This is a genomic window from Microbacterium sp. A8/3-1, from assembly GCF_040267695.1.
Lineage (GTDB): Bacteria > Actinomycetota > Actinomycetes > Actinomycetales > Microbacteriaceae > Microbacterium > Microbacterium luteolum.
In genome coordinates this window covers 2,258,775-2,281,408 of the sequence record NZ_CP158357.1, presented here as the reverse complement: position 1 = coordinate 2,281,408, position 22,634 = coordinate 2,258,775, and the positions used below count along the sequence as shown (strand labels likewise).

General features: G+C 69.3%; 16 protein-coding genes and 1 tRNA gene. 7 read left to right on the top strand and 10 right to left on the bottom strand.

Annotation, left to right across the window (positions count from 1 at the left end; translation table 11 throughout):
- The first annotated feature begins 12 nt into the window (after nt 1-12).
- Nucleotides 13-97 (top strand) — tRNA-Ser (locus tag ABS642_RS11200).
- A gap of 24 nt (nt 98-121) precedes the next feature.
- The gene (locus tag ABS642_RS11195) at nt 122-1,342 is read left to right on the top strand and encodes an LCP family protein (protein ID WP_350350121.1); all 1,221 of its coding nucleotides are present in this window, start codon (nt 122-124) and stop codon (nt 1,340-1,342) included.
- Here the strand turns inward: ABS642_RS11195 and ABS642_RS11190 are convergent.
- The gene (locus tag ABS642_RS11190) at nt 1,339-1,923 is read right to left on the bottom strand and encodes a TetR/AcrR family transcriptional regulator (protein ID WP_350350120.1); all 585 of its coding nucleotides are present in this window, start codon (nt 1,921-1,923) and stop codon (nt 1,339-1,341) included. The genes ABS642_RS11195 and ABS642_RS11190 overlap by 4 nt on opposite strands.
- A gap of 93 nt (nt 1,924-2,016) precedes the next feature.
- Between ABS642_RS11190 and ABS642_RS11185 the strand changes: the two genes are divergently transcribed.
- Nucleotides 2,017-4,305 carry a glycoside hydrolase family 3 C-terminal domain-containing protein gene (locus tag ABS642_RS11185; RefSeq protein ID WP_350350119.1) on the top strand — a complete coding sequence of 763 codons (2,289 nt, stop codon included), beginning with the start codon at nt 2,017-2,019 and terminating at the stop codon, nt 4,303-4,305.
- An 83-nt stretch (nt 4,306-4,388) separates the two neighbouring features.
- Here ABS642_RS11185 and ABS642_RS11180 read toward each other — a convergent pair whose 3' ends face one another.
- The 3 genes from ABS642_RS11180 to rhaI are packed head-to-tail and all read right to left on the bottom strand — an operon-like array spanning nt 4,389 to nt 9,042.
- Nucleotides 4,389-5,798 (bottom strand): rhamnulokinase family protein, encoded by a 1,410-nt coding sequence (locus ABS642_RS11180; protein ID WP_350350118.1) that lies wholly within the window; start codon nt 5,796-5,798, stop codon nt 4,389-4,391.
- Complete coding sequence (locus ABS642_RS11175) at nt 5,795-7,831, bottom strand: bifunctional aldolase/short-chain dehydrogenase (RefSeq protein ID WP_350350117.1); 2,037 nt, start codon at nt 7,829-7,831, stop codon at nt 5,795-5,797. The genes ABS642_RS11180 and ABS642_RS11175 overlap by 4 nt, the downstream gene beginning before the upstream one ends.
- Nucleotides 7,832-7,875: 44 nt before the next feature.
- A complete protein-coding gene (gene rhaI / locus ABS642_RS11170; RefSeq protein WP_350350116.1) occupies nt 7,876-9,042 on the bottom strand; it encodes an L-rhamnose isomerase in 1,167 nt (388 codons plus the stop codon).
- 107 nt (nt 9,043-9,149) lie between these two features.
- On the opposite strand from rhaI, the gene ABS642_RS11165 reads away from it, so the two are divergent.
- Nucleotides 9,150-9,932 carry a nucleotidyltransferase domain-containing protein gene (locus tag ABS642_RS11165; protein ID WP_350350115.1) on the top strand — a complete coding sequence of 261 codons (783 nt, stop codon included), beginning with the start codon at nt 9,150-9,152 and terminating at the stop codon, nt 9,930-9,932.
- 6 nt (nt 9,933-9,938) lie between these two features.
- On the opposite strand, the gene ABS642_RS11160 is transcribed toward ABS642_RS11165, so the two are convergent.
- The 3 genes from ABS642_RS11160 to ABS642_RS11150 all read right to left on the bottom strand — a co-directional run bounded on the left by ABS642_RS11160 (nt 9,939) and on the right by ABS642_RS11150 (nt 13,148).
- Complete coding sequence (locus ABS642_RS11160; RefSeq protein ID WP_282217530.1) at nt 9,939-10,778, bottom strand: carbohydrate ABC transporter permease; 840 nt, start codon at nt 10,776-10,778, stop codon at nt 9,939-9,941.
- A 68-nt stretch (nt 10,779-10,846) separates the two neighbouring features.
- Nucleotides 10,847-11,758, bottom strand: coding sequence for a sugar ABC transporter permease (locus ABS642_RS11155; protein ID WP_282214662.1), 912 nt, complete (start codon nt 11,756-11,758; stop codon nt 10,847-10,849).
- 73 nt (nt 11,759-11,831) lie between these two features.
- Nucleotides 11,832-13,148, bottom strand: a complete 1,317-nt coding sequence (locus tag ABS642_RS11150) for an ABC transporter substrate-binding protein (RefSeq protein WP_282214661.1) — start codon at nt 13,146-13,148, stop codon at nt 11,832-11,834.
- A 295-nt stretch (nt 13,149-13,443) separates the two neighbouring features.
- Here ABS642_RS11150 and ABS642_RS11145 point away from each other — a divergent pair, with 295 nt between their 5' ends.
- Together ABS642_RS11145 and ABS642_RS11140 are read left to right on the top strand one after the other, a co-directional pair.
- Nucleotides 13,444-15,975, top strand: coding sequence for a family 78 glycoside hydrolase catalytic domain (locus ABS642_RS11145; protein WP_350350114.1), 2,532 nt, complete (start codon nt 13,444-13,446; stop codon nt 15,973-15,975).
- Nucleotides 15,976-16,031: 56 nt separating this feature from the next.
- Complete coding sequence (locus ABS642_RS11140) at nt 16,032-17,039, top strand: LacI family DNA-binding transcriptional regulator (protein ID WP_350350113.1); 1,008 nt, start codon at nt 16,032-16,034, stop codon at nt 17,037-17,039.
- Between the two features lie 73 nt (nt 17,040-17,112).
- Here ABS642_RS11140 and ABS642_RS11135 read toward each other — a convergent pair whose 3' ends face one another.
- Complete coding sequence (locus ABS642_RS11135) at nt 17,113-19,737, bottom strand: glycoside hydrolase family 78 protein (RefSeq protein ID WP_350350112.1); 2,625 nt, start codon at nt 19,735-19,737, stop codon at nt 17,113-17,115.
- Nucleotides 19,738-19,829: 92 nt separating this feature from the next.
- On the opposite strand from ABS642_RS11135, the gene ABS642_RS11130 reads away from it, so the two are divergent.
- Nucleotides 19,830-20,693 carry an NAD(P)-dependent oxidoreductase gene (locus ABS642_RS11130; RefSeq protein ID WP_350350111.1) on the top strand — a complete coding sequence of 288 codons (864 nt, stop codon included), beginning with the start codon at nt 19,830-19,832 and terminating at the stop codon, nt 20,691-20,693.
- A gap of 38 nt (nt 20,694-20,731) precedes the next feature.
- On the opposite strand, the gene ABS642_RS11125 is transcribed toward ABS642_RS11130, so the two are convergent.
- Together ABS642_RS11125 and ABS642_RS11120 are read right to left on the bottom strand one after the other, a co-directional pair.
- The gene (locus tag ABS642_RS11125) at nt 20,732-21,691 is read right to left on the bottom strand and encodes a DUF4862 family protein (protein WP_350350110.1); all 960 of its coding nucleotides are present in this window, start codon (nt 21,689-21,691) and stop codon (nt 20,732-20,734) included.
- A gap of 3 nt (nt 21,692-21,694) precedes the next feature.
- Nucleotides 21,695-22,579 carry an SMP-30/gluconolactonase/LRE family protein gene (locus ABS642_RS11120; protein WP_350350109.1) on the bottom strand — a complete coding sequence of 295 codons (885 nt, stop codon included), beginning with the start codon at nt 22,577-22,579 and terminating at the stop codon, nt 21,695-21,697.
- Nucleotides 22,580-22,634 lie beyond the last annotated feature (55 nt).

The window sequence follows — 22,634 nt, the reverse complement described above, 5'->3', positions numbered from 1 at the left end:
ATTCGTCTGTCGGGAGGGTTGTCCGAGCGGCCGATGGAGCTGGTCTTGAAAACCAGTGGGCAGAGATGTCTCGTGGGTTCGAATCCCACACCCTCCGCATACTGAACCCGAAAGGCCACGAGTGAGCGAGAACTCCCGACGGCGTCGCACCATCGCGCGACACGGTCAGCAGCGGACCCCCGGCGCGGTCGGTCAGCTGATGAAGTTCCTCGCCATCGGCCTCGCCGTGGTGCTCGTCAGCGGGTTCGGCGTCGGTGCGTACATCCTCTACGACTTCTCCAGCACGGTGTCCGCGAACGCGGTCGATCTGGAAGGTCAGGAGCAGGTGCCGCCGGACATCGGCGAGTACAAGGAGGGCTTCAACCTCGTCCTCACGGGTGTCGACACCTGTGAGGAGAACTACAAGGAGCTCTTCGGCGACCGCTGCACCGGAGCGGACTCCGAAGGCACGCTCAACGACGTGAACCTGCTGGTGCACGTCTCGCAGGAGCCTCGTCGCATCACGGTCATCAGCTTCCCGCGCGACCTGATGGTCCCGATCCCGGAGTGCACCGACCCGGAAGGTGAAGTGCACTCGGGCATGAGCAAGCAGCCCATCAACGTCGCTTACACCGACGCCGGACTGAATTGCGTCGCGAAGACGATCTCCGCGCTCACGGGGCAGGAGGTCCAGTTCGCGGCCTCCGTCACCTTCGGCGGCGTCATCGAGATCACGAACGCGATCGGCGGCGTCGAGGTCTGCCTCGCCAGCCCGATCGACGACGTCTACACGGGCCTCGACATGGAGGCGGGAACGCACTACCTCCAGGGGCTTCAGGCGCTGCAGTTCCTCCGCACCCGGCACGGCGTCGGCGACGGCAGCGACCTCGGCCGCATCGGCAACCAGCAGCAGTACATGTCGAGCCTGACGCGCGCGCTCATCAGCAGCGACACCCTCGGCAACGTGCCGGTCATGCTCAAGCTCGCGAACATCGGCCTCAACAACCTCGAGACCAGCACCTCGCTCGCTGATCCGATGAAGATCGTGCAGATCGCGCTGGCGGTGAAGTCGGTGCCTTTCGATGACATCGTCTTCCTGCAGTATCCGACCGTCGGCGACAGCGACGATCCCAACAAGGTCGTGCCGAACGAGCAGGCGGCGAGCGTCATGTGGGATGCCATCGCGGCGAACGCGAAGCTGCAGGTCACGCACCAGAACACCAGCAATGACGGCGTGGTCGTCCAGGACCCCGCGGCCCCGGTCGAAGGCGCGACTCCCGACCCGTCCGTGGTCGCGCTTCCCGACACGATCAAGGGAAACTCCGCCGCGCAGCAGACCTGCTCGAACGGAAACGTCCGCTAGTCGGTCGTCTTCGCGGCCGCCGGTTGCAGGGCGTCGATCAGCGCGGCCATGATGCCGGGCATGTCCACGGTGGGGTCGATCATCCACTGCAGCTGCAGACCGTCGGACGCGGCCTGGATGATCCGTGCCAGCGTGTCGGGGTCGAGCGTGCTGCGCTGCTGCTCGGAGGAGAAGCTCTCGGCGATGGTCGAGCGCAGCCGCTCGCTGCGCTCGAGGAAGTAGTCGTGGGCGGGATGCGCGGGGTCGGCGGCGTCGACCGAGAGGCGTGAGAACAGGGCGACAAGACCAGGGACCTGGGTGTTGTGGCGGATGACCTCGAGGAAGCCCTCGACGGCATCCTGGGCGTCGAGCACGGAGGGCTCGAGTCCGTCGTGCTCGTCGCGTTTGCGCAGCACCGCGGTGAAGAGCTCCTCCTTCGAGCCGAAGTAGTGCAGGAGTGCGGCGGGGGTCACGCCGACGACCTCGGCGATCTCCTTGAGGGAGGCGTTCTGGTAGCCCTTGCGGCCGATGACGTCGAGGGCGCTCTCCAGGATCTCCTCGCGTCGTGCGACGCCTTTCGCATAGGAACCTCGGGCAGCCATGACTCGAGACTAATCCTGAATGACGTTTGGAATCTAATACTGAAGCGCATATAGTTTTCGCAAGGACACCGCCGTCGCTGCGAAAGGAAGACCATGACCGAGATCTCGGCCTCCGACCTGACCCTCGAGGAGAAGGCGTCGCTGACCAGCGGCGCGGACTTCTGGACCACGAAAGCGGTCGACCGAGCCGGCATCCGGGGCGTGATGATGACCGACGGCCCGCACGGCCTCCGCAAGCAGAGCGGCGGCACGGATCACCTGGGTCTCGCCAGCAGCGTCCCGGCGACCTGCTTCCCGCCCGCGGTCGGCATCGGCTCGTCCTTCGATCCCGAGATCGTCGAGCGCGTCGGCGCGGCGATCGGCGTCGAGGCCGCGATCGAAGACGTCGCGGTCGTCCTCGGGCCGGGCATCAACATCAAGCGCTCACCCCTGTGCGGTCGCAACTTCGAGTACTTCTCCGAGGACCCGATCGTCTCCGGCATCCTCGGCGCCGCATCCGTGCGCGGGGTGCAGTCGCAGGGCGTCGGCACCTCGCTCAAGCACTTCGCCGCGAACAACCAGGAGTTCGACCGGATGCGTGCGAGCTCGGACGTCGATCCTCGCCCGCTGCGCGAGATCTACCTGCGCGGCTTCGAGCGGGTCGTGAAGGATGCTGCGCCGTGGACGGTCATGTGCTCGTACAACAAGCTCAACGGCGTCTGGACCTCGGAGGACCCGTGGCTGCTCACGAGCGTGCTCCGCGATGACTGGGGCTTCGACGGGCTCGTCGTCTCGGACTGGGGCGCGGTCAACGACCGCGTCGCCGGCGTCGCCGCGGGGCTCGACCTGGAGATGCCGGCATCCGGCGGCCGCACCGACGCGCAGCTGGTCGCGGCGGTGCGCGCGGGAGCACTCGATGAGAGCGTGCTCGACACCGCCGCCGCGCGCGTGGTCGACCTCGTGCGCAAGGCCGGAGAGCGGCCCGCGGTCGCCGGCCCGCTCGACGTCGATGCGCACCATGCACTCGCCCGCGAAGCCGCCGGTCGGTCGATCGTGCTGCTGAAGAACGACGGGGCGCTGCTGCCGCTGGCTCCCGCGCAGAAGGTCGCCGTCATCGGCGCGTTCGCGACCGAGCCCCGGTTCCAGGGCGCGGGGTCCTCGCTCATCAACCCGACACGTGTCGACGCGGCGTTCGACGAGCTGCGTGCCGTCGGGGGCGACAACGTCTCCCACGCTGCGGGCTACGCCGTCGAGGGCGGCGCGATCGCGGCATCCGGCCGTTCGGCGGATGAACTCCGCACGGAGGCGGTCGCGGTCGCCGCGGCCGCGGACGTCGCCGTCGTCTTCCTCGGGCTGCCCGCGGCGGAGGAGTCCGAGGGCTTCGACCGTGAGCACATCGATCTCCCCGCGGTGCAGCTCGCCCTGCTCGACGCGGTGCTCGAGGCGAACCCGCGCACCGTGGTCGTACTGTCCAACGGCGGCGTGGTCGCCCTGCCCTTCGCTGATCGCGTGCCGGCGATCGTGGAGAGCTGGCTGCTCGGCCAGGCGGGCGGCAGCGCCGTCACTGACGTGTTGTACGGAGCCGTGAACCCCTCGGGCAAGCTCACCGAGACGGTTCCGGTGCGCCTCGAGGACAACCCGTCCTTCGGCAACTTCCCCGGCGAGTTCGGTCACGTCCGCTACGGCGAGGGCCTGCTGGTCGGCTACCGCTGGTACGACGCCAAGGGGCTCGACGTGACGTTCCCGTTCGGCCATGGGCTGTCGTACACGACCTTCGGATACGGGCCGGCGACGGCACAGGTCGACGGGGCCGGCGACATAATCGTGCGCCTCGACGTCACGAACACGGGAGACGTCGACGGCCGCGAGGTCGTGCAGGTCTACCTCGCGCGGACCGGATCGATCGTGCAGCGCGCGCCGCGCGAGCTCAAGGCCTTCGCCTCGGTGCCGCTCGCCGCGGGGGAGACCCGCACCGTGGAACTGGTCGTGCGTCGCGAGGACCTCGCCTACTGGGACGTACGGGTCGACAGCTGGATCGTGGAGGGTGGCGAGTACACGGTGGATGTCGCCGCGTCGAGCCGCGACATCCGCTCGTCGGCATCCGTGCAGGTCGACGGCGACGACGTCCTGCTGCCGCTCACCCTCAACTCCTCGATCGGCGATGTCGTGGCGCACCCGGTCGCAGGCCCGATCGTCATGGGCGCGCTCGGCGGCTTCCTCGGCGAGCTGTCGGGCGCCGACTCCTCCGCGGCATCCATGATGCCGAACGACGAGGCCATGGAGAAGATGATGGCCTCGTTCCCGATCGGGCGTCTCATCGGGTTCCCCGGGGTCGACGTGTCGCACGAGCAGGTCGAGCAGCTGCTCGCGGCCGCGAACGCCGGCGGAGCCGCCGCGGACTAGTGGCGGAAGTGACACCTGTTGTCGCTATGGGCTGCTGACAGCGGCAACAGGTGTCAAGGGCGGCGCGAGATGCTCCGCCGATGTCAGGGATGCGGTGTGAAGCGCCGCGGGGCATGAGTGGCGGCGACGAGCGCGCGCATCTCCTCCAGCGTCGCGGGCGCAGCACCCAGGGCCCTGGCCTGCACGAGGACGTTGCCGAGCGCCGTCGCCTCGACAGGACCTGCCAGCACCGTGAGCCCGGCGCGGTCGGCGGTCGCCTGGCAGAGGAGGGCGTTCAGTGAGCCTCCTCCGACGAGGTGGATCACGTCGATCGGGCGTCCGGACAACCGGGCAGCCGTGGCGATCGCCTCGGCGAAGGCGGCGGCGATCGACTCGACGATGCTGCGGGCGAACGCGGCCCGGTCGGTCGGCGGTTCAGCGCCGGTCGCGCGCAGGAGTGCCGCGATGCGCCCCGGCATATCACCCGGGGCGTTGAGTGACGGATCGTTCGCATCGAAGAGCGGCACAGTCCCGTCGACGGCGGATGCCGCGGCCAGCAACTCCGGCAGATCGACGGGGGCGCCGTCTTCGGATTCCCAGGCGCGCACCGTCTCGCTGAGCAGCCAGAGCCCTGTGACGTTGTGCAGGAAGCGGTAGCGGCCGTCGACGCCCAGCTCGTGAGTGAAGTTCGCGTCGCGCGCGGCATCCGTCAGTACCGGATCCGACAGTTCGAGCCCGACGAGTCCCCAGGTACCGCACGAGATGTAGGCGGCAGAAGGCGAGGTCATCGGAACGGCCGCGACGGCGGAAGCGGTGTCGTGCGACCCGACCGCGATGACGGGCAGCGTCGCGCCGATGCGGTCGGCGAGCTCCGGACGCAGTTCGCCGATCACGGCCCCCGGGTCGACGAGCGTGGGCAGCAGCGCCGACGGGATGCCGAGGCGGTCGGCGAGCTCCGTGTCCCACTCGCCGCTCTCGACGCCCAGCAGACCGGTCGTCGACGCGTTCGTGCGCTCGGCGACGCGCGCGCCGGTGAGCAGGAAGGCGAGGAGATCCGGGATGAGCAGGGCTACGTCGGCGTCGGCGAGACGGGTGTCGACGCGGTACTGATAGAGCGTGTTGAACGGCAGGAACTGCAGGCCGTTGCGGCGGTAGAGCTCGGCGAACGGCGCGATCGCGTGCACCTCTTCGACGCCGCGCGCGGTCCGCTCGTCGCGGTAGTGGAAGGGCTCCGCGAGCAGCTCTCCGCCGGCGAGGAGGCCGTAGTCGACGGCCCAGGAATCGATCCCGATGCTCTCGATCGCCGGCTCACGGCGGACCGCCTGGGCCAGGCCCTCGACGATGTGCTCGTACAGGGCTGCGAAGTCCCAGTGCAGGCCGTCCTCGCGCTCGACGGGCCCGTTGGGGAAGCGCGTGACGAGCTCGAGCTCGAGCACGCCGTCGCCGACGCGCCCGATCATGACACGCCCGCTGGTCGCCCCGAGGTCGACGGCAGCGACGGCGCGCACGGTCATCGCAGGAAGGCCGCGGCGACGCCGGAGTCGACCGGGATGTGCAGCCCGGTCGTGCGGCTGAGCTCGGGTCCGGTCAGTACGAAGACGGCATCCGCGACGTTCTCGGGGACGACCTCGCGCTTGAGGATCGTGCGGTTCGCGTAGTACTGGCCGAGGTCCTCCTCGGCCACGCCGTAGGTCGCGGCGCGGTTGGCGCCCCAGCCCGAGGCGAAGATGCCAGAGCCGCGCACGACACCGTCGGGGTTGATGCCGTTCACACGGATACCGTACTCCCCGAGCTCCACCGCCAGCAGTCGCACCTGGTGGGCTTGATCGGCCTTCGTCGCCGAGTACGCGATGTTGTTCGGTCCGGCGAAGACCGAGTTCTTCGACGAGATGTAGATGATGTCGCCGCCGAGCTTCTGGTCGATGAGCGCGCGGGCCGCGGCCTTCGAGACGAGGAACGAGCCCTTCGCCATCACGTCGTGCTGCAGGTCCCAGTCCTTCTCCGTGGTCTCCAGGAGCGGCTTCGACAGGGAGAGCCCCGCATTGTTCACCACGAGGTCGACGCCGCCGAAGGCGATCACGGTCGCATCGAGCGCGGCCTGGATCGCATCGGCATCCGCGACGTTCGCGGCGACGCCGATGGCGACGTCGGTGTTCCCGAGCTCCGCCGCGGCGGCCTGCGCCTTCTCGAGGTCGAGGTCGGCGACGACGACGCAGGCGCCCTCGGCGGCGAGCCGGGTCGCGATGGCCTTGCCGATGCCGGATGCCGCGCCGGTCACGAACGCGATGCGTCCCTGGTGCGACTTCGGCTTGGGCATGCGCTGCAGCTTCGCCTCCTCCAGCGCCCAGTACTCGATGGCGAACTTCTCGGCGTCGGAGATGGGGGAGTATGTCGACAGCGCCTCGGCGCCGCGCATCACGTTGATGGCGTTGACGTAGAACTCGCCGGCGACGCGGGCGGTCTGCTTGTTGGCTCCGTAGGAGAACATGCCGACGCCGGGGATCAGGACGATGAGCGGGTCGGCGCCGCGGATCGCCGGAGACTCCGCCGTCGCGTGCGCGTCGTAGTAGGCCTGGTAATCGGCGCGGTACTCCGCGTGCAGCTCGTGCAGGCGCGTGACCTGCTCCTCGACGGAGGCCGTGGCGGGCAGATCGAGGATCAGCGGCTTGACCTTGGTGCGCAGGAAGTGATCCGGGCAGCTCGTGCCGAGAGCGGCGAGCGCCGGCGCCTTCTCGGATGCCAGGAAGTCGAGCACCACGTCGGCGTCGGTGAAGTGGCCGATCTGCGGGCGGTCGTGCGAGGCGATGCCGCGGATGGTCGGAGCGAGGGCGGCGGCGCGCTCGCGGCGCTCGGTCTCGGGCAGCGCCTCGAAGCCGGTGCGAATTCCGCCGAACTGATCGGCCTTGCCGTGCGCGGCGATGTAGGCGGCGGCGGTGTCGATGATCCACAGGGAGTTCGCCTCGACCTCCTCGGAGGTGTCCGCCCACGCGGTGATCCCGTGCCCGCCGAGGATGCAGCCGATCGCCTGCGGGTTCCGCTTCTTGATCTCGGCGATGTCCAGCCCGAGCTGGAAGCCGGGACGGCGCCACGGGACCCACACGACCTTGTCGCCGAAGATGGCCGACGTCAGCGCTTCGCCGTCAGCGGCGGTCGCGATCGCGATGCCGGAGTCGGGGTGCAGGTGATCCACGTGCGCGGCGTCGACGAGTCCGTGCATCGCCGTGTCGATCGAGGGAGCCGCGCCGCCCTTGCCGTGCAGGCAGTAGTCGAAGGCCGCCACCATCTCGTCCTCGCGCTCGAGGCCGGGGTAGACGTCCGTGAGTGCCCGCAGGCGGTCGAGGCGCAGCACGGCGAGGCCCGCCTCCTTCAGCGTGCCGAGGTCTCCGCCGGAGCCCTTGACCCACATCAGCTCGACGGGCTGTCCCGTGACCGGATCGGTCGCGGCGCCCTTGGCCGAGGTGTTCCCGCCGGCGTAGTTCGTGTTCTTCGGGTCGGCGCCCAGGCGGTTGGACCGCGCGAGAAGGGCGGCAGCGGTGGGGGTCGTCATGTTTTGCATCCTCGGTTCGAAAAGTTTCGGTGGGTGGCGGGCGCTCAGGCGCCCCAGCCGGCCTGCACGCCGCCCACGCGGTCGGCGGCGATCTTCTGCTGGTAGCCGGATGCCGCGTAGGCGGCCATCGGGTCGCCGGCGAGGCCGCGCGACTCGCGCCACTCGGCCAGGGCCGGACGCACGTCGGTGTAGAACGCGTCCATGAACACGGCGTTGGCGGCCAGCACGTCGCCGGACTTCTGTGCCGCCGTCAGAGCGTCGCGGTCGACGAGCAGGGCCCGCGCCGTCATCTCCTGCACGTTCAGCACCGAGCGGATCTGGCCGGGGATCTTGTCCTCGACGTTGTGGCACTGGTCGAGCATGAAGGCCACGTCGGGGTTGTTGAGGCCGCCGCCGCGGATGACCTCGAACAGGATGCGGAACAGCTGGAACGGGTCGGCAGCGCCCACGATGAGGTCGTCGTCGGCGTAGAAGCGCGAGTTGAAGTCGAAGGAGCCGAGCTTTCCGAGGCGCAGCAGCTGCATGACGATGAACTCGATGTTCGTGCCGGGGGCGTGGTGGCCGGTGTCGAGGCAGACCATGGCCTTGTCGCCGAGCGCGCTCACCTGGGCATAGGACGTTCCCCAGTCCGGAACATCGGTGTGGTAGAACGCCGGCTCGAAGAACTTGTACTCGAGCACGAGGCGCTGGTCGTCGCCGAGCCGGTCGTAGATCTTCTGGAGCGACTCCTGGAGCCGGTCCTGGCGTCCGCGCAGATCGGCCTGGCCCGGGTAGTTCGAGCCCTCGGCGAGCCAGATCTTGAGGTCGCGGCTGCCCGTGGCATCCATCACGTCGATGCAGGCGAGGTGGTGATCGATCGCCTTCTGGCGGATCGCCGCATCCTCGTGCGTGAGGGCGCCGAACTTGTAGTCGTCGTCCTGGAACGTGTTCGAGTTGATCGTGCCGAGGGTGACGCCGTGGTCCTCGGCGTGCTTGCGCAGGTCGTCGAACGAGTCGACCAGGTCCCACGGGATGTGCAGCGCGACGGAGGGCGCGAGTGCGGTGTAGGCGTTCACCTGCGCGGCATCCGCGATCTTCTCCCACGGATCGCGCGGCGTGCCGGGCGTGCCGAAGACCTTGAAGCGGGTGCCGGAGTTGCCGAACGCCCAGCTGGGGAGCTCGATGCCCTGCTGCTCGAGGGCGGCGAGGTTTTCGGTCGAGAGGATGCTCATGGGGCGCTGCCTTCGGTGTCGGCGCGGTCGACGTCGACCGCGAAATGAATCGTTTCAAGTGTAGGTCGGATGGGGGGACGTTGCAACTGCGGCGCTACGGTGTCGCTATGGAGCATCAGGAACGCGCGCTGGCCGCGTACATCGCGCAGGTGGCCGCCGACCCGCAGGTTCTCGGCGTCGTCCTCATCGGATCGCTGGCCCGGGGCACCGAGCGGGAGGACTCCGACGTCGACGTGTACCTCGTCGTCACCGAGGAGGCTTTCGCCCTCGCCGGCGCGGAAGACCGATGGGCGTGGATCGATCGCCACGGCGTGGACTACCCGGGGTCGTACATCGACGTGAAGCTCGCCGACCTCGCCTATCTGCGCGCGGCGGTCGACCACGCTGATGATCCGACCAGGGCGTCGTTCGCCGGAGCGCGCGTCGCGTTCAGCCGCGCTGAGGAGCTCGAGCCCCTCGTCCGCGCGATCAGCGCTCTCGGCGACGACGTCTGGGCCGGCCGCGTGCGCTCGCACATCGCCCAGGCGCACCTGCACGGCGGGTACTTCCTCCGCCAGGCCGAAGAGCACGGCGACCCCTTCCTGCTCCAGCACGCGGCCGTGCACCTGGCGATCGCCGCAGCGCGCGCCGCGATCGCGGCCGACCACCGCCTGATGCCGGGGCCGAAGTACATCCACGGGCTCGTGCGCGAGGTGCCCGCTCCCGACGGATTCGTCGCGGCCTGGGACCGCCTGGTCGCCGAGCCGTCGACGGCATCCGCGGAGGCGCTGACGACGATTCTGGACGACTGGCTGGGTGACGGTCAGACGCGCGACGAATCCCTCTCGATCTTCATCCGCGACAACGAGCTCGCGTGGCTGCGCGGCACGACGCCGGCGGAATACTTCTGACACCGGTCAGCCCTTGACGGCGCCGCTCGTCATACCCGCCACGATCTGCCGGTTGAAGAAGACGTACATGACCAGCGGCGGGATGGTGATGAGCAGGATGTTCATGAACAGCAGGTTCCACTGACTCAGGCTCTGACTCTGGAAGTTGTACAGGGTCAGCTGCACGGTCGCATTCGCATCGCCGGGCAGGAAGTAGAGCGGTCCGGTGAAGTCGTTGAACACCGCGACGGACTGCACCACGATCACCGTGATCGCGACCGGCTTGAGCAGCGGCATCACGACGGTGAAGAACAGGCGCAGGGGACCTGCTCCGTCGATCACCGCCGCCTCGTCGAGCTCGCGCGGTATCGTCGAGATGAACGCGCGGAACAGCAGGATGCAGAAGCTCAGACCGAACGTCGCCTCGATGAGGATCATGCCCGGCATGGTCTTGAAGAGCCCGATGCCCTGCAGTACCCAGATCGTCGGCACCACGGCGGGCGGGACGATGAGGCCGGCCAGCACGAAGACGTTGATGACGTGGTTCCACCGCGACTTGCGCCGCTGCAGGATGTAGCCGACCATCGCAGCGAAGACGACCATGATCGCGACGCTCGCCACCGTGAGGACGGTCGAGTTGATGAACGCGCGCACCAGCATCCAGTCGCGCGTCTCGAGGACCGTCACGACGTTCTCCCACAGGTACCAGCCCTGCGCCGGCAGCGAGAACTCGAACAGCGAGGCCTCGGCCGGGTTCTTGGCAGCCGTGAGCACGATGAACGCGAACGGGACGATGAAGACCACGATCGACGCGATGATCGCGAGGATCCCCACCACGTAGCGGCTGAGGAATCGTCGAGGGGTCATCGGGCGGCGGTCCTGACGGCGGATCTTCGCCTTCGAGGCGCCGGCCGTCGTGATGGTGCGGGTGAGGGTCATTGCTCCACCTGCCTCTTGTTGAGGATGTACTGGACCGGCACGATGATCGCGGTCACCACCAGGAAGAGGACGACGTTGCCCGCCGTCGACAGGCCGTAGAAGCCCGCCTGGTACTGCTTGTAGATGACCGAGGCGATCACGTCGCTGGTGAATCCGGGTCCGCCCTTGGTCATGGCCCAGATGAGTTCGAAGGACCGTAGTCCGCCGATCAGGGACAGCAGGATGACGGTCGCGGTGGCGGGCTGCACGAGCGGCAGCGTGATGTTCTTGAATCGCGCCCAGGCGCCGGCGCCGTCGACCTTGGCCGCTTCGAAATACTCCTGCGGGATCGCGACCAGCCCGGCGATGAAGATGAGCGTGGCGATGCCGACGCCCTTCCAGACGTCTACGAGTGCGACGGACAGGAGTGCCCAGGCGGGATCGGTGAGCCATCCGGGCCCCTCGACGCCGATGAGGGAGAGGGTCTGGTTGATGAGACCGTCGAACGGGTCCATCAGCACTTTGAACGTGATGCCGATGCCGACCGTGGAGACGAGAACGGGGAAGAAGATCGTGGACCGCAGATAACCGCGACCGAGGATCGAACCCGTCAGCAGCAGGGCGAGCGCGAGCCCGAGGACCACCTTGAGAGCGGAGGTCACGAAGCCGTAGACGAACGTGTTGACGAAGCCCTGCACGAGCATGGGTTCGGTGAAGAACTGGACGTAGTTGTCGAAGCCGATGAACTGGATGTCGAACAGCGACCAGCGGGTGAGGCTGAAGTAGAACGAGGCGAAGGTCGGGATGGCGAACAGGACGATGTAGAGCACCGCCGACGGGATGTAGAACCACGTCGGGTAGGAGCTCCTGATCCCCTTTCGCCCGCGGGGCGAGGTCTTGGCGGCGGGTGGCGTCGCAATGGCGGTCATGGGTCTCTCCGTCGAGTGAGGTCGGCGGGTGCGGGCCCGTGCATCGGGCCCGCACCCCGGGATCAGTCGGCGATCACCAGCCGTCGAGGCCCAGCTGCTGGGCCTGCTTCTTCACGTCCTCGTCGTAGAGCGCGGCGCCGTCCTCGGCGGGGCGGATGCCGCTGCCGACCTCGACCGTGATGTTCTCGAGGTTCGGTCCCTTGATGGGCGAGAGGAACTCGAGCGCGGGGTTCGTGTTGCCCTCGTCGAAGTAGACCTGCATGTCCTTCAGCAGACCGGGCACGTCGTCGCCGAGTTCGCACGTGCTGATCGCGTAGGGACCGGAGGGGACCATCGCGGTGTTCTGCACGTCGCATCCGGCCGGCGAGTTGATGAACGCGACGAACTTCTTCGCTGCCTCGAGCTGGGCGCCCTCGGTCGTCTTGGGCACGTACACGGCGTTCGGGAGCCAGACGGTCAGCTTGGTGTCCTCGGCCTTCTGCGCGGGCAGCGGGAAGACGCCGATGTCATCGATCTGGTCGGGGAAGTTCTGCTGGAAGGTCGAGACGATGCCGGTGAGGATCGGGTAGTGCGCGCCCTCGCCGGTCGCCACCATCCGTGCGCCGTCGTCGTACAGGGCGGAGGCGAAGTCCTCGTTCCACCAGCCCGACTCGAAGCCCTCCTGCTGGTTGGCGAAGCCGGCCAGGGCGGGCTCGTCGACGTACTTGCGCTCGCCCGCCGTGTACTCGGTGCCCCAGTCCTCATCCTGCGCGAGCACGTTGCCGAAGTCGCCGAGGACGAACAGCTGGCTCGTCCAGGTGTCGCCGTAGGTCTGGATGACCGGGGTGATGCCGGCCGCCTTGATCTTGTCGTTGTTGGCCGCGAACTCGTCCCACGACGTCGGCACCTCGAGGCCGAGGTCGGCGTAGATCTTCTTGTTGTAGACGACGGCACCGGCCTGGGTCGCACCGAACGGTGCGCCGTAGACGCCGTTGTCGGTCTCGACGACGGCCTTCATGGTGTCCTGCATGTCGCCGACCCAGGACTCGTCCGTGAGCGGGGCGAGGTTCTGGTCCGGGTTCAGCGCCTGGAACAGCGAACCGGAGTTGTACCAGAAGACGTCGGCCATCTCGCCGGTGGCGAGCTTGGTCTTCATGAGGTTGTCGCCCTCGGTGCCGGCCGGCTGCGACTCCACCTTCACGGTGATGTCGTCGTTCTCCTTCTCGAAGGCCGCGACCATGGCCTCCGCGGACTCGATGTTGGTCCCTGCGGTCGGAACGAGGAAGGTGATCTCGACGCTGCCGTCGGCGCTTTCGCCTCCTCCGCCGGTGCTGCAGGCGGCGAGGGGGATGGCGAGGGCTGCGACGCCTGCTGCGGCGAGGAGGACCCTCCGACTACGGGTGTTGTCCATTCTTTTACCTCCATGTAAAAGCTGACTCTTGAGTGACGATCTCCGCACCGAGAACGTCTTTTCGTCGATGGGTTGAAACCATTCAACGTCGGTAACGTACGACGATCCGGAGCGAGTGTCAACGATTGTCACCGAATCGTCAGAACCCGAGTCATCCGCGGTGCGACCGATCCGGCACCGGTGTGCGTCCAGACCTTGACATCCGATCATGAATCGTTTCAGGATCATCTCGTGTGCAGCGAGGGAGCGCATGCGGGGAATGACAACCGTGGACCTCGGCAAGAAGGCGGGAAGAATGACTCTGACAGTGGCGCGCGTCGACGTGGATGCGCCGTACCGCAGCGATGTGGTGGCCGTGGAAACTCCGGCGATCAGCTGGGTGACCGAGTCCTCCGTGCCGGGATGGACGCAGGACGCCGCGGAACTCGAGCTCACCGGCGACGGCGTGCAGACGCACGTCGTCCGCGGCCGCGAGTCGGTCCGCGTCCGCTGGCCGTTCCGCCCGCTGCGTCCCCGCGAGGAGGTGCAGCTGCGTGTGCGGGTGACGGGCGCCGACGGTGAGGTGTCGGACTGGAGCGCCCCGCGTCGCATCGTCGCAGGCTTCCTCGCCGACGGCGAATGGCAGGCGAAGACCATCGGCGTCGCGGCACCGGCATCCGCGGCGGAGCCGGCCGAGCTGCGGGGCGTGTTCGCGCTCGAGGGCGACGTGCGCCGCGCCACGCTGTATGCGACGGCGGTCGGCGTCTATCAGGCATCGATCAACGGCGTCGATGTCGACGACCAGGTGCTGAAACCGGGCTGGACGCCCTTCCAGGCCCGCACCGTGCATGAGAGCACCGACGTGACGGGACTTCTCGCTACGGGGGAGAACACTCTCTCGGTGCGGCTGGCGGGAGCGTGGGCGACGGAGCGCTACGGCTTCCGGGACGAGGCGGCCACCGTCGACGGCGATCAGCCGCGCTTCGCCGCGCAGCTTCTCATCGAGTACGCCGACGGGCGCACGGAGACCATCGCGACGGATGCCGACTGGCAGAGCGCCCCCGGCCCGATCACGGCCAGCGGCCTGTACGCCGGGGAGGACCACGACGCGCGTCGCACCGCATCGACGTGGGTGCCGGTCGCGGTGGTCGAGGACGTGCCGGTGCCGGGCGCCCGCGTCTCGCCGTTCGTCCGACGGATCGAGGAGCTGCCGGTCGTCGAGGTCATCACGACGCCGTCCGGGAGGACGGTCCTGGACTTCGGGCAGAACCTCGTCGGGCGGTTGCGCATCCGGGTCGACGGTGAAGCGGGCCAGGTGGTGACCCTGCGGCATGCGGAGGTGCTCGAGCACGGCGAGCTCGGCACGCGTCCGCTGCGCGCCGCTGCCGCGACCGACCGGTACACACTCGCCGGAGGGGGCATCGAGGAGTGGGAGCCCGAGTTCACGTTCCATGGGTTCCGCTACGCCGAGATCGACGGCTGGCCGGGGGTGTTCGATCCGGCCGACGTCACGGCCGTGGTGATCCACAGCGACATGGAGCGCACCGGGTGGTTCGACACCTCGCATCCGCTCGTCCGCCGACTCCACGAGAACGTCGTGTGGGGCCTTCGCGGCAACTTCCTCTCGGTGCCGACCGACTGCCCGCAGCGCGACGAACGACTCGGGTGGACCGGGGACATCCAGGTGTTCACGCCCACCGCGAGCTTCCTCTACGACGTCCGGGGATTCCTCGACTCCTGGTTGCGGGATCTCGCGATCGACCAGGTCGACGGCGTCGTGCCGTTCGTCGTCCCGAACGTGCTCGGCCCGGCGCAGCCGGCCGCGGCCTGGGGCGACGCCGCGACGGTGGTGCCCTGGGTGCTGCACGAGAGGTTCGACGACCTCGAGACGCTCGGGCGGCAGTACGACAGCATGAAGGGCTGGACCGACGCCATCGTCGCGCTGTCCGGCGAGCGGCGTCTGTGGGAGGGCATGTTCCAGTTCGGGGACTGGCTCGACCCGGATGCTCCGCCCGAGCAGCCGGCAGATGCGAAGACGTCGGCCGACATCGTCGCGACCGCCTACGTGTTCCGCTCCGCCGACCTCACGGCGCGCGCGGCGGCGCTGCTGGGTAGGGACGACGAGGCGGCGGAGTATGCGCGGATCGCCGAAGACGTGCGGCTCGCGTTCCTCGAGGCGTACGTCTCATCGGACGGACGGATGACCTCGGATGCGCAGACGGCGTACTCCCTCGCGATCGTGTTCGACATCGTGGACCCGGAGCAGCGGCAGGCTCTGGGCGACCGGCTGGCCGAGCTCACGGCGCAGGGCGACCACCGGATCGGCACCGGCTTCGTCGGGACGCCCATCATCGCGGACGCCCTCACCCGCACGGGGCACATCGATGTCGCCCAGCGGCTGTTGACCCAGACCGAGAACCCGTCCTGGCTGTACCCGGTCACGATGGGGGCGACGACGATCTGGGAGCGCTGGGACTCGATGCTGCCCGACGGCACGATCAACCCCGGGGAGATGACCTCGTTCAACCACTATGCGCTGGGGGCGATCGCTGACTGGCTGCATCGCACCCTCGCCGGACTCGCGCCGGCGGCACCGGGCTACGCGCGTCTGACGATCGAGCCCCATCCACTGGACGGATTCGACTTCGCCGAAGCCGCGCACCTGACCCCGTACGGGGAGGCGCGGGTGCGATGGGAGCGTTCCGACGAGGGGGTCGTCGTCGAGGCGCAGATCCCGGCGAACACCGAGGCGGATGTGAAGCTGCCGGACGGGCGGATTCAGGTCGTCGGCTCCGGACGCCACCGTTGGTTCTCGGCGACGACGAGTGCACGGCGGGCCGCGGACTAGGCGGGCCGAGGCGTGCCGTACACTCGCGGACAGTGCACGACAGGAAGGGGCACCCGGTGGCAGTGAGCGTGCGCGAGGTGGCGGCTGCGGCCGGCGTCTCCGTCGGCACCGTGTCCAACGTCCTGAACCGACCGGACAAGGTCGCCGAGGGCACCGTCCAGCGCGTGCGCGATGCGATCGACGAGCTCGGGTTCGTGCGGAACGACGCCGCGCGTCAGCTGCGCGCGGGTCGCAGCCGCAGCATCGGTCTCATCGTGCTCGACGCCGGCAACCCCTTCTTCGCCGACGTCGCCCGCGGCGCCGAGGCTCGCGCGGACGAAGACCGTCTCTCGGTCCTGCTCGGGAACAGCGACGAGGATGCCGCGCGCGAGAACGGCTACCTCGACCTGTTCCGCGAGCAGAGGGTGAACGGGGTGCTCATCACGCCGGCATCCGATGATGTCGCTGGGATCCAGAGACTCGCGGATTCGGGGACCCCGGTGGTCCTGGTCGACCACGAGATCCCGGGCAGCGGGTTCTGCTCGGTGTCCGTCGACGATGTCGAGGGCGGGTACCTCGCCACGAGGCACCTGCTCGAGATCGGCCGCAGGCGCATCGCCTTCCTCGCCGGGCCCGGGTCGATCGCCCAGGTCGCCAACCGTCTCGAGGGGGCCCGCCGTGCGGTCGCCGAAGAGCCCGAGGCCGAGCTCGAGGTGATCGAGGTGCCGGCGCTGACCGTGCTGCACGGGCGGGAAGCCGGCGAATCGATCGTCGCGCGGGCAGCCGCGGAGCGTCCCGACGCGGTGTTCGCGGCCAACGACCTCCTCGCCGTGGGCCTGATGCAGGCGCTCACGATCCTCGGGAGTGTCCGTGTGCCGGAGGATATCGCGCTGATCGGCTACGACGACATCGACTTCGCCTCGGCCACTGTCGTGCCGCTGACCTCCATCCGCCAGCCGGCGCGGCTCATCGGACACACGGCCGTCGACCTCCTCCTGCGGTCGATCGACGACCCCGAGGGCGACTACGAGCGGAACGTGCGCTTCCGTCCCGAGCTCGTCGTGCGCGCCTCGACCGCCGGCTGACCGAGCCCTGACGTCTCCCGGAGGAGATGACGTTCCGCGGAGGACTTCGCGCGGTGTCCTCCGCGAGACGTCATCAGTTCCGTGATCCGTCGCCGGATGCGGCGCTCCAGGCTCCCTCGATGCGGTGACTGCCGCTGCCGATCTCGTGGCGCTCGCCGCCGGGCAGCTCCACGGTCGCGGTCGTGCCGGTCGGGACGACGACGTCGACCCGCAGCACCTCGCCGTCGATCCGCCACGCGATCTCGGCCCGGCCGTACGGCGTCTCGTGCGCGGCGCGCGCATGTGTGAATCCGCCGCCGGGCTTCGGCGCGAAGCGGATCGCACGGTAGCCCGGCGCCGCGGGGGCGAGTCCGGCGACGGTTCGATGCAGCCAGTCGGCCACCGCGCCGAGGGCGTAGTGGTTGAACGAGGTCATCGTCCCGGGGTTGACCGTGCCGTCGGGTCGGAGGCTGTCCCAGCGCTCCCAGATCGTCGTGCCGCCCTGCAGCACCGCGTACAGCCACGATGGCGCCTCGGTCTCCAGGAGCAGGTCGTACGCGGCATCCGCGTGGCCGGTGACGGTGAGGGCGTCCGAGACGAGCGGCGTGCCGACGAAGCCGGTGGCGATGCGGTGGCCTGCTTCCTCCACGAGCTCGGCCAGGCGGGCGCCGGCGGTCGCGAGGTGCTCATCCGACACGAGCTCGAAGGCGATCGCGAGCGAATACGCGGTCTGTGCATCGCTGGTCATGCGGCCGTCCGGCAGCACGTACGCCGCCGTGAACGCCGCGCGCACCTCGGCGGCGAGCTCCGCGTAGTGATCCCGGTCGTCGTCGTGACCCAGCACCTCGGCCATCCGGGCGACGCGGTCCGCGGAGCGCGCGAAGTACGCCGTCGCCACGAGGTAGCGGTCGGTCGTCGCATCAGCGGGGTCCTCGGGCGGGGCCGCGGGGTCGAGCCAGTCGCCCAGCTGGAAGCCCTCGTCCCAGAGCCGGTCCTCGCCGGCCAGCCGTTCGAGCAGATCGACCCACTTCTTCGCGCTCTGATACTGATCGCGGAGGATGCGGGTGTCGCCGAAGCGCTCGTAGAGCGTCCACGGGGTGAAGGTCGCGACATCACCCCAGGCGGCGCCGGGCCGGATGGGCGTCCACTGCTTGTCGGCGGGGATCACCGGGACGTACCAGGGCACCGTGCCGTCGGGCAGCTGCTCGATGGCGACATCCTTCAGCCAGCTCGAGAGCATCCCCGACACGTCGTAGAGGAACGACGCGGTCGGGGCGAACACCTGCAGATCGCCGGTCCACCCGATGCGCTCGTCGCGCTGCGGGCAGTCGGTCGGGATGTCGAGGAAGTTGCCCCGCATGCTCCAGACGACGTTCTCGTGCAGCCGGTCGACGCGGGCGTTCGACGACTCGAACCACCCGGTGCGCTCCATGTCGGTGTGGTAGACCCGGGCGACGATGTCTCCCGCGGCGACCGCGGCGTCGAGGGCATCCGCTCCGCCCGGCCATTCCACCTCGGCGTACCGGAAGCCGTGGAACGTGAATCGCGGCTCCCACTCCTCGACTCCGCCGCCGGCGAGGATGTACTCGTCCGTCGACTTGGCGTCGCGAAGGGGGCGGGTGTAGATCTCGCCCTGCTGCAGCACCTCGGCGGTGCGGAACCGAACCATGTCGCCGGCCTGCCCGGTGACGCGGAAGCGCGGACGGCCGACGAGGTTCTGCCCGAAGTCGAGCACGCGCCGGCCGCTCGGCGTCGTGAGCAGCTCGACCGGCGGCACCTCCTGCGTGCAGCGGACGGGCGGGCCCTCGGGGGCGGTGAGGGTCGCGGGGTCGCGATGGGCCGCGACGACGCGGGACCAGTCGCGGGCGTCGAATCCCGCCTCCGACCAGCCTGCGATCTCGGCGGCGACCCGTGCGTCGTAGGTCTCGCCGTCGTAGTTGCCGGTGTGCAGGATCGGGCTCGGCGCCGCGCGCCAGTCGCCGTCCGTCACGACGGTCTCCGTCGAGCCGTCGGCGTATCGGAGTTCGAGCTGGGCCAGCAGCGACAGGTCGGTCCCGAAGACGTTGCGGAAGCCTCCGCGCCAGCCCATGCGTCCGCGGTACCACCCGTCGCCGAGCCAGGCGCCGATGGCGTTGGGACCCTCGGTGATCGCGTCGGTCACGTCGTAGGTGTAGTAGCGCAGCTTCTGCCGGTACGGCGTCCAGCCGGGAGACATGGCGTCGTCTCCGACGCGGCTGCCGTTGATCTCGACCTCGTAGACGCCGTGCGCGGTGACGTAGAGGCGCGCCGACACGAGTCCCTCGCGCGCCGCGAAGTCGCGCCGAAGCACCGATGGCCGGCGTTCGTCGCTGAGCGGATTCTCGTTCGCGTTCGAGCCGACGGCCATCGCCGACCAGTCCGGGGGGTCGAGCAGTCCGGCTTCCACCGCGGCGGGCTCGCTCCAGTCCGAGACCGAGCCGTCGCCGCCCGTGACGCGGACGCGCACGACCGCGCGTTCCCGAGAGGAGAGCGGATGCGACGGCCACGGGCGCAGCACCGAGTCGGCGTCTTCGGCGGACGCGGTGGACACCTCGTCCGCACGCGTCACCTCGAGTTCGTACGATGCCTGCGTCCAGCCGGCCGGCGCCTGCGTCTTCCAGGAGATGCGGGGCGTGGATTCGCCGATGCCGAGGGCGTGGCGGTGGTGCTCGAATGTGGGCGCAGCGACGACGATGCTCATGAGTCTCCAGATCGGGGTGTGTCTCGATCATTCCTGATCGATTGACACGTTTCAAGGGTGGGCGGGAAGATGGAGGAAACGAAAGGATCCCCATGCGCGTCGTCGTCACCGGCAGTTCGGGAAAACTCGGACGTGCCACCGTGGAGCGGCTGCGCGCCGACGGCCACGAGGTCGTGGGATTCGACATCGTCGGCTCGCCCGGTCCCGGCTTCGTCCGAGTGGACCTGCAGGACTACGGCCAGGTGCTCGATGCGCTGCTCGGCGTCACGGCCCGTCACGACGGCCTCGACGCCGTCGTGCACCTCGCCGCTCTGCCGGTGAACGGGCTCGTTCCGGATGCCGCCACCTTCACGAACAACATGAACGCCACGTTCCATGTGCTCCACGGAGCCCTGCGCGCCGGCATCCGCACCATCGTCCAGGCGTCGAGCATCACCGCGATGGGCTTCCCCGATTTCGCGAACCTCACGTCGCTCCCGGTCGATGAGGCCTACGTCGAGGCGAACAACACCTATGCGCTGGGCAAGATCGCCGAAGAGGCGATCGCCGCGCAGCTGGTGCACTGGGCCGAGGGCACGAGCATCACCGCGCTGCGGTTCACCAACGTCGTCGCGGAAGGGGAGTACGCGACCTTCGAGCGCGCCGGCGTCGCCGACTACCGCCGCGACCTGCTCGGCACCTATGTGGACGCGCGCGATGCCGCCACCGCTGTCGCCCTCGCGCTCGATCACGCGACCCCCGGCTTCGAGGTCTACAACGTCGCGGCGTCCGACTCCGGCGTATCGACCCCGACCGCCGAATTTGCGGCGCGCAACTATCCGGGAGTGCCGCTCAGAGAGGGGCTCGGCGAGTTCGAGACGCTGATGTCGATCGACAAGGCGCGCGACCGGCTCGGGTTCGAGCCCGTGCACCTGTGGCGTCAGGAGTACGCGGCGACACCGCAGCCGGCGTCGTAGGCGACCGGCACCGCGTCGGTCTCGCCGGTGGACCGGCGTCACGGACCCGCGTCGACGTGCGCCCAGGCGTCGGCCAGAGCGTGCAGGGTCGCGAGACCCGGCGCCAGCCTCTCCTCCAGCGTCGTCGGTGCGGCCGGTGCGCCGACCTTCACCCCCACCTGCAGCGGGCTCGCCCGCCGCGCGACCGCGACGGCATCGACGAGTGCGGCCGTGGTGAGGAGCGACTCCGGGTCGACGTCCGCGATCGCGAGATGCACGTCCTCCCACGGAAGACTGCGGGAGGTCGGCTGTCCCGACACCCCCGAGACGGTGAACCCGCAGAGCGTCCCCGCCGTCCGCAGTCGTTCGAGGTGCTCGACGGCGCCGCGAGGCGCGCGCGTCTCGATCACCGAGCGTCCCCAGTTGACGGCCTGGCCGATGGGTGCGGCGGTCCGGGCGGATGCCGTGCGCACGGCATCGATCTCCTCATCGAGGGGCAGCCAGCCCTTGGCCGGCGCGTGTACCGGGGTCGCCGCATCCGAATGCTCGACGAGGAGCCGCACGCCCGCCCAGTCCCAGCCGGCGATCTCGGTCAGCGAGGCGGCGAGGTGCGTGCTGCCCGCCGCGCCGGTGGCGGCCGAGGGTGCGCACTGCAGCTCGACCGCGGTCACGGCGAGCGGTCCGAGCGCCTCGCGCAGCGCGAAGACCTCGTCGCGCAGCCGCGCGACATCGTCGACCGCGCGACGGCGACCGTCCGCGTCGGCGGAGGCGAGGCCGTAGGCGGGGTTGACGTCGACCGCCGCGAGCGTGTGGGGCATCGTGGTGGCGATGTTCCGCCACCCGGGGTCGAGCAGGGCGGAGAGCCGCTCGATGCCGTGCGGGTGCAGGCCATGCAGGAAGCCGAGTTCGAGCCCGCCGATGAGCGGTTCGGTGCGCAGGAGGCGGTACCACTCGCCTTCCTCCTGTGCGGACGCGGCGAGCTCGGCAGGTGCGGCGTTGTAGGCGGCGTACGTGAACATCGCTCAGGCCGCGGTCGTGGTGGTGCGGATCCGGTAGAGACTCGTCGACGCCGTGATGAAGAGGTCGTGGCCGTCGTCGCCGCCGAAGGTGCAGTTCGACACCGTCTCGGGCACGGGGACGTGATGGAGCAGCTCGCCGTCGGGCGCGTAGACGTAGATCCCGTCGCCGGCCGAGCTCCAGAGCCGGCCCTCGCGGTCGACCGCGAACCCGTCGGAGGCGCCGACCGGAGGCTTCGCGAACTCCGTGCCGGGCCCGACGACGGTCGCCCCGTCGACCTCGAACACGAGGATCTGCTGGGCCTCCGGACGGTCGGCGTAGAACCCGGTGTCGGCGACGTAGAGCCGCGTGCCGTCGGGGGAGAAGGCGATGCCGTTCGGGTGCACCATGCTCGTCACGACGGCCACCGCTTCGCCGGTGACCGGATCCCAGCGGAACACGTAGCAGGCGTCGTACTCGGAGGTGCCGGGGTGACCCTCGCGACCGCTCGGGTCGATGCCGTAGGGCGGGTCGGTGAACCAGATCGCTCCATCGGACGCCACCGCGAGATCGTTCGGGGAGTTGAAGCGGCCGCCGCTCCAACGGTCGACGATCATCTCCGGGCCCTCCGCCCCCTCGCGCTCGATCGCCCGGCGCCCGTGACTGCACTGCACGACCCGGCCTTCGTGGTCCAGCGCCCTCCCGTTCGTGTACTCGGCGGGCTGGCGGAAGGTCGAGACCTCGCCGGTGCGCGCATCCCATTCGAGGATGCGGTCGTTCGGGATGTCGCTCCAGCGCAGGCGTCGGGTCTCGGGCAGCCAGACGGGGCCTTCACTCCACACGGCGCCGTCGGCGAGGCGCTCCAGTTCCGCTCCCGACGCGATCAGCGCCGGTGTCGATGCCGTTGACATGTGAATTCTCCTATGAATAAACTTGCGCTGAAACGGTTCATGACCGACCGTAGCA

Excerpts from the sequence above, each read along its gene's own strand:
- ABS642_RS11190 (WP_350350120.1), bottom strand. The coding sequence starts at position 1,923 with ATGGCTGCCCGAGGTTCCTATGCGAAAGGCGTCGCACGACGCGAGGAG.
- ABS642_RS11185 (WP_350350119.1), top strand. The coding sequence starts at position 2,017 with ATGACCGAGATCTCGGCCTCCGACCTGACCCTCGAGGAGAAGGCGTCG.
- ABS642_RS11180 (WP_350350118.1), bottom strand. The coding sequence starts at position 5,798 with ATGACCGTGCGCGCCGTCGCTGCCGTCGACCTCGGGGCGACCAGCGGG.
- ABS642_RS11175 (WP_350350117.1), bottom strand. The coding sequence starts at position 7,831 with ATGACGACCCCCACCGCTGCCGCCCTTCTCGCGCGGTCCAACCGCCTG.
- rhaI (WP_350350116.1), bottom strand. The coding sequence starts at position 9,042 with ATGAGCATCCTCTCGACCGAAAACCTCGCCGCCCTCGAGCAGCAGGGC.
- ABS642_RS11165 (WP_350350115.1), top strand. The coding sequence starts at position 9,150 with ATGGAGCATCAGGAACGCGCGCTGGCCGCGTACATCGCGCAGGTGGCC.
- ABS642_RS11160 (WP_282217530.1), bottom strand. The coding sequence starts at position 10,778 with ATGACCCCTCGACGATTCCTCAGCCGCTACGTGGTGGGGATCCTCGCG.
- ABS642_RS11155 (WP_282214662.1), bottom strand. The coding sequence starts at position 11,758 with ATGACCGCCATTGCGACGCCACCCGCCGCCAAGACCTCGCCCCGCGGG.
- ABS642_RS11150 (WP_282214661.1), bottom strand. The coding sequence starts at position 13,148 with ATGGACAACACCCGTAGTCGGAGGGTCCTCCTCGCCGCAGCAGGCGTC.
- ABS642_RS11145 (WP_350350114.1), top strand. The coding sequence starts at position 13,444 with ATGACTCTGACAGTGGCGCGCGTCGACGTGGATGCGCCGTACCGCAGC.
- ABS642_RS11135 (WP_350350112.1), bottom strand. The coding sequence starts at position 19,737 with ATGAGCATCGTCGTCGCTGCGCCCACATTCGAGCACCACCGCCACGCC.
- ABS642_RS11130 (WP_350350111.1), top strand. The coding sequence starts at position 19,830 with ATGCGCGTCGTCGTCACCGGCAGTTCGGGAAAACTCGGACGTGCCACC.
- ABS642_RS11125 (WP_350350110.1), bottom strand. The coding sequence starts at position 21,691 with ATGTTCACGTACGCCGCCTACAACGCCGCACCTGCCGAGCTCGCCGCG.
- ABS642_RS11120 (WP_350350109.1), bottom strand. The coding sequence starts at position 22,579 with ATGTCAACGGCATCGACACCGGCGCTGATCGCGTCGGGAGCGGAACTG.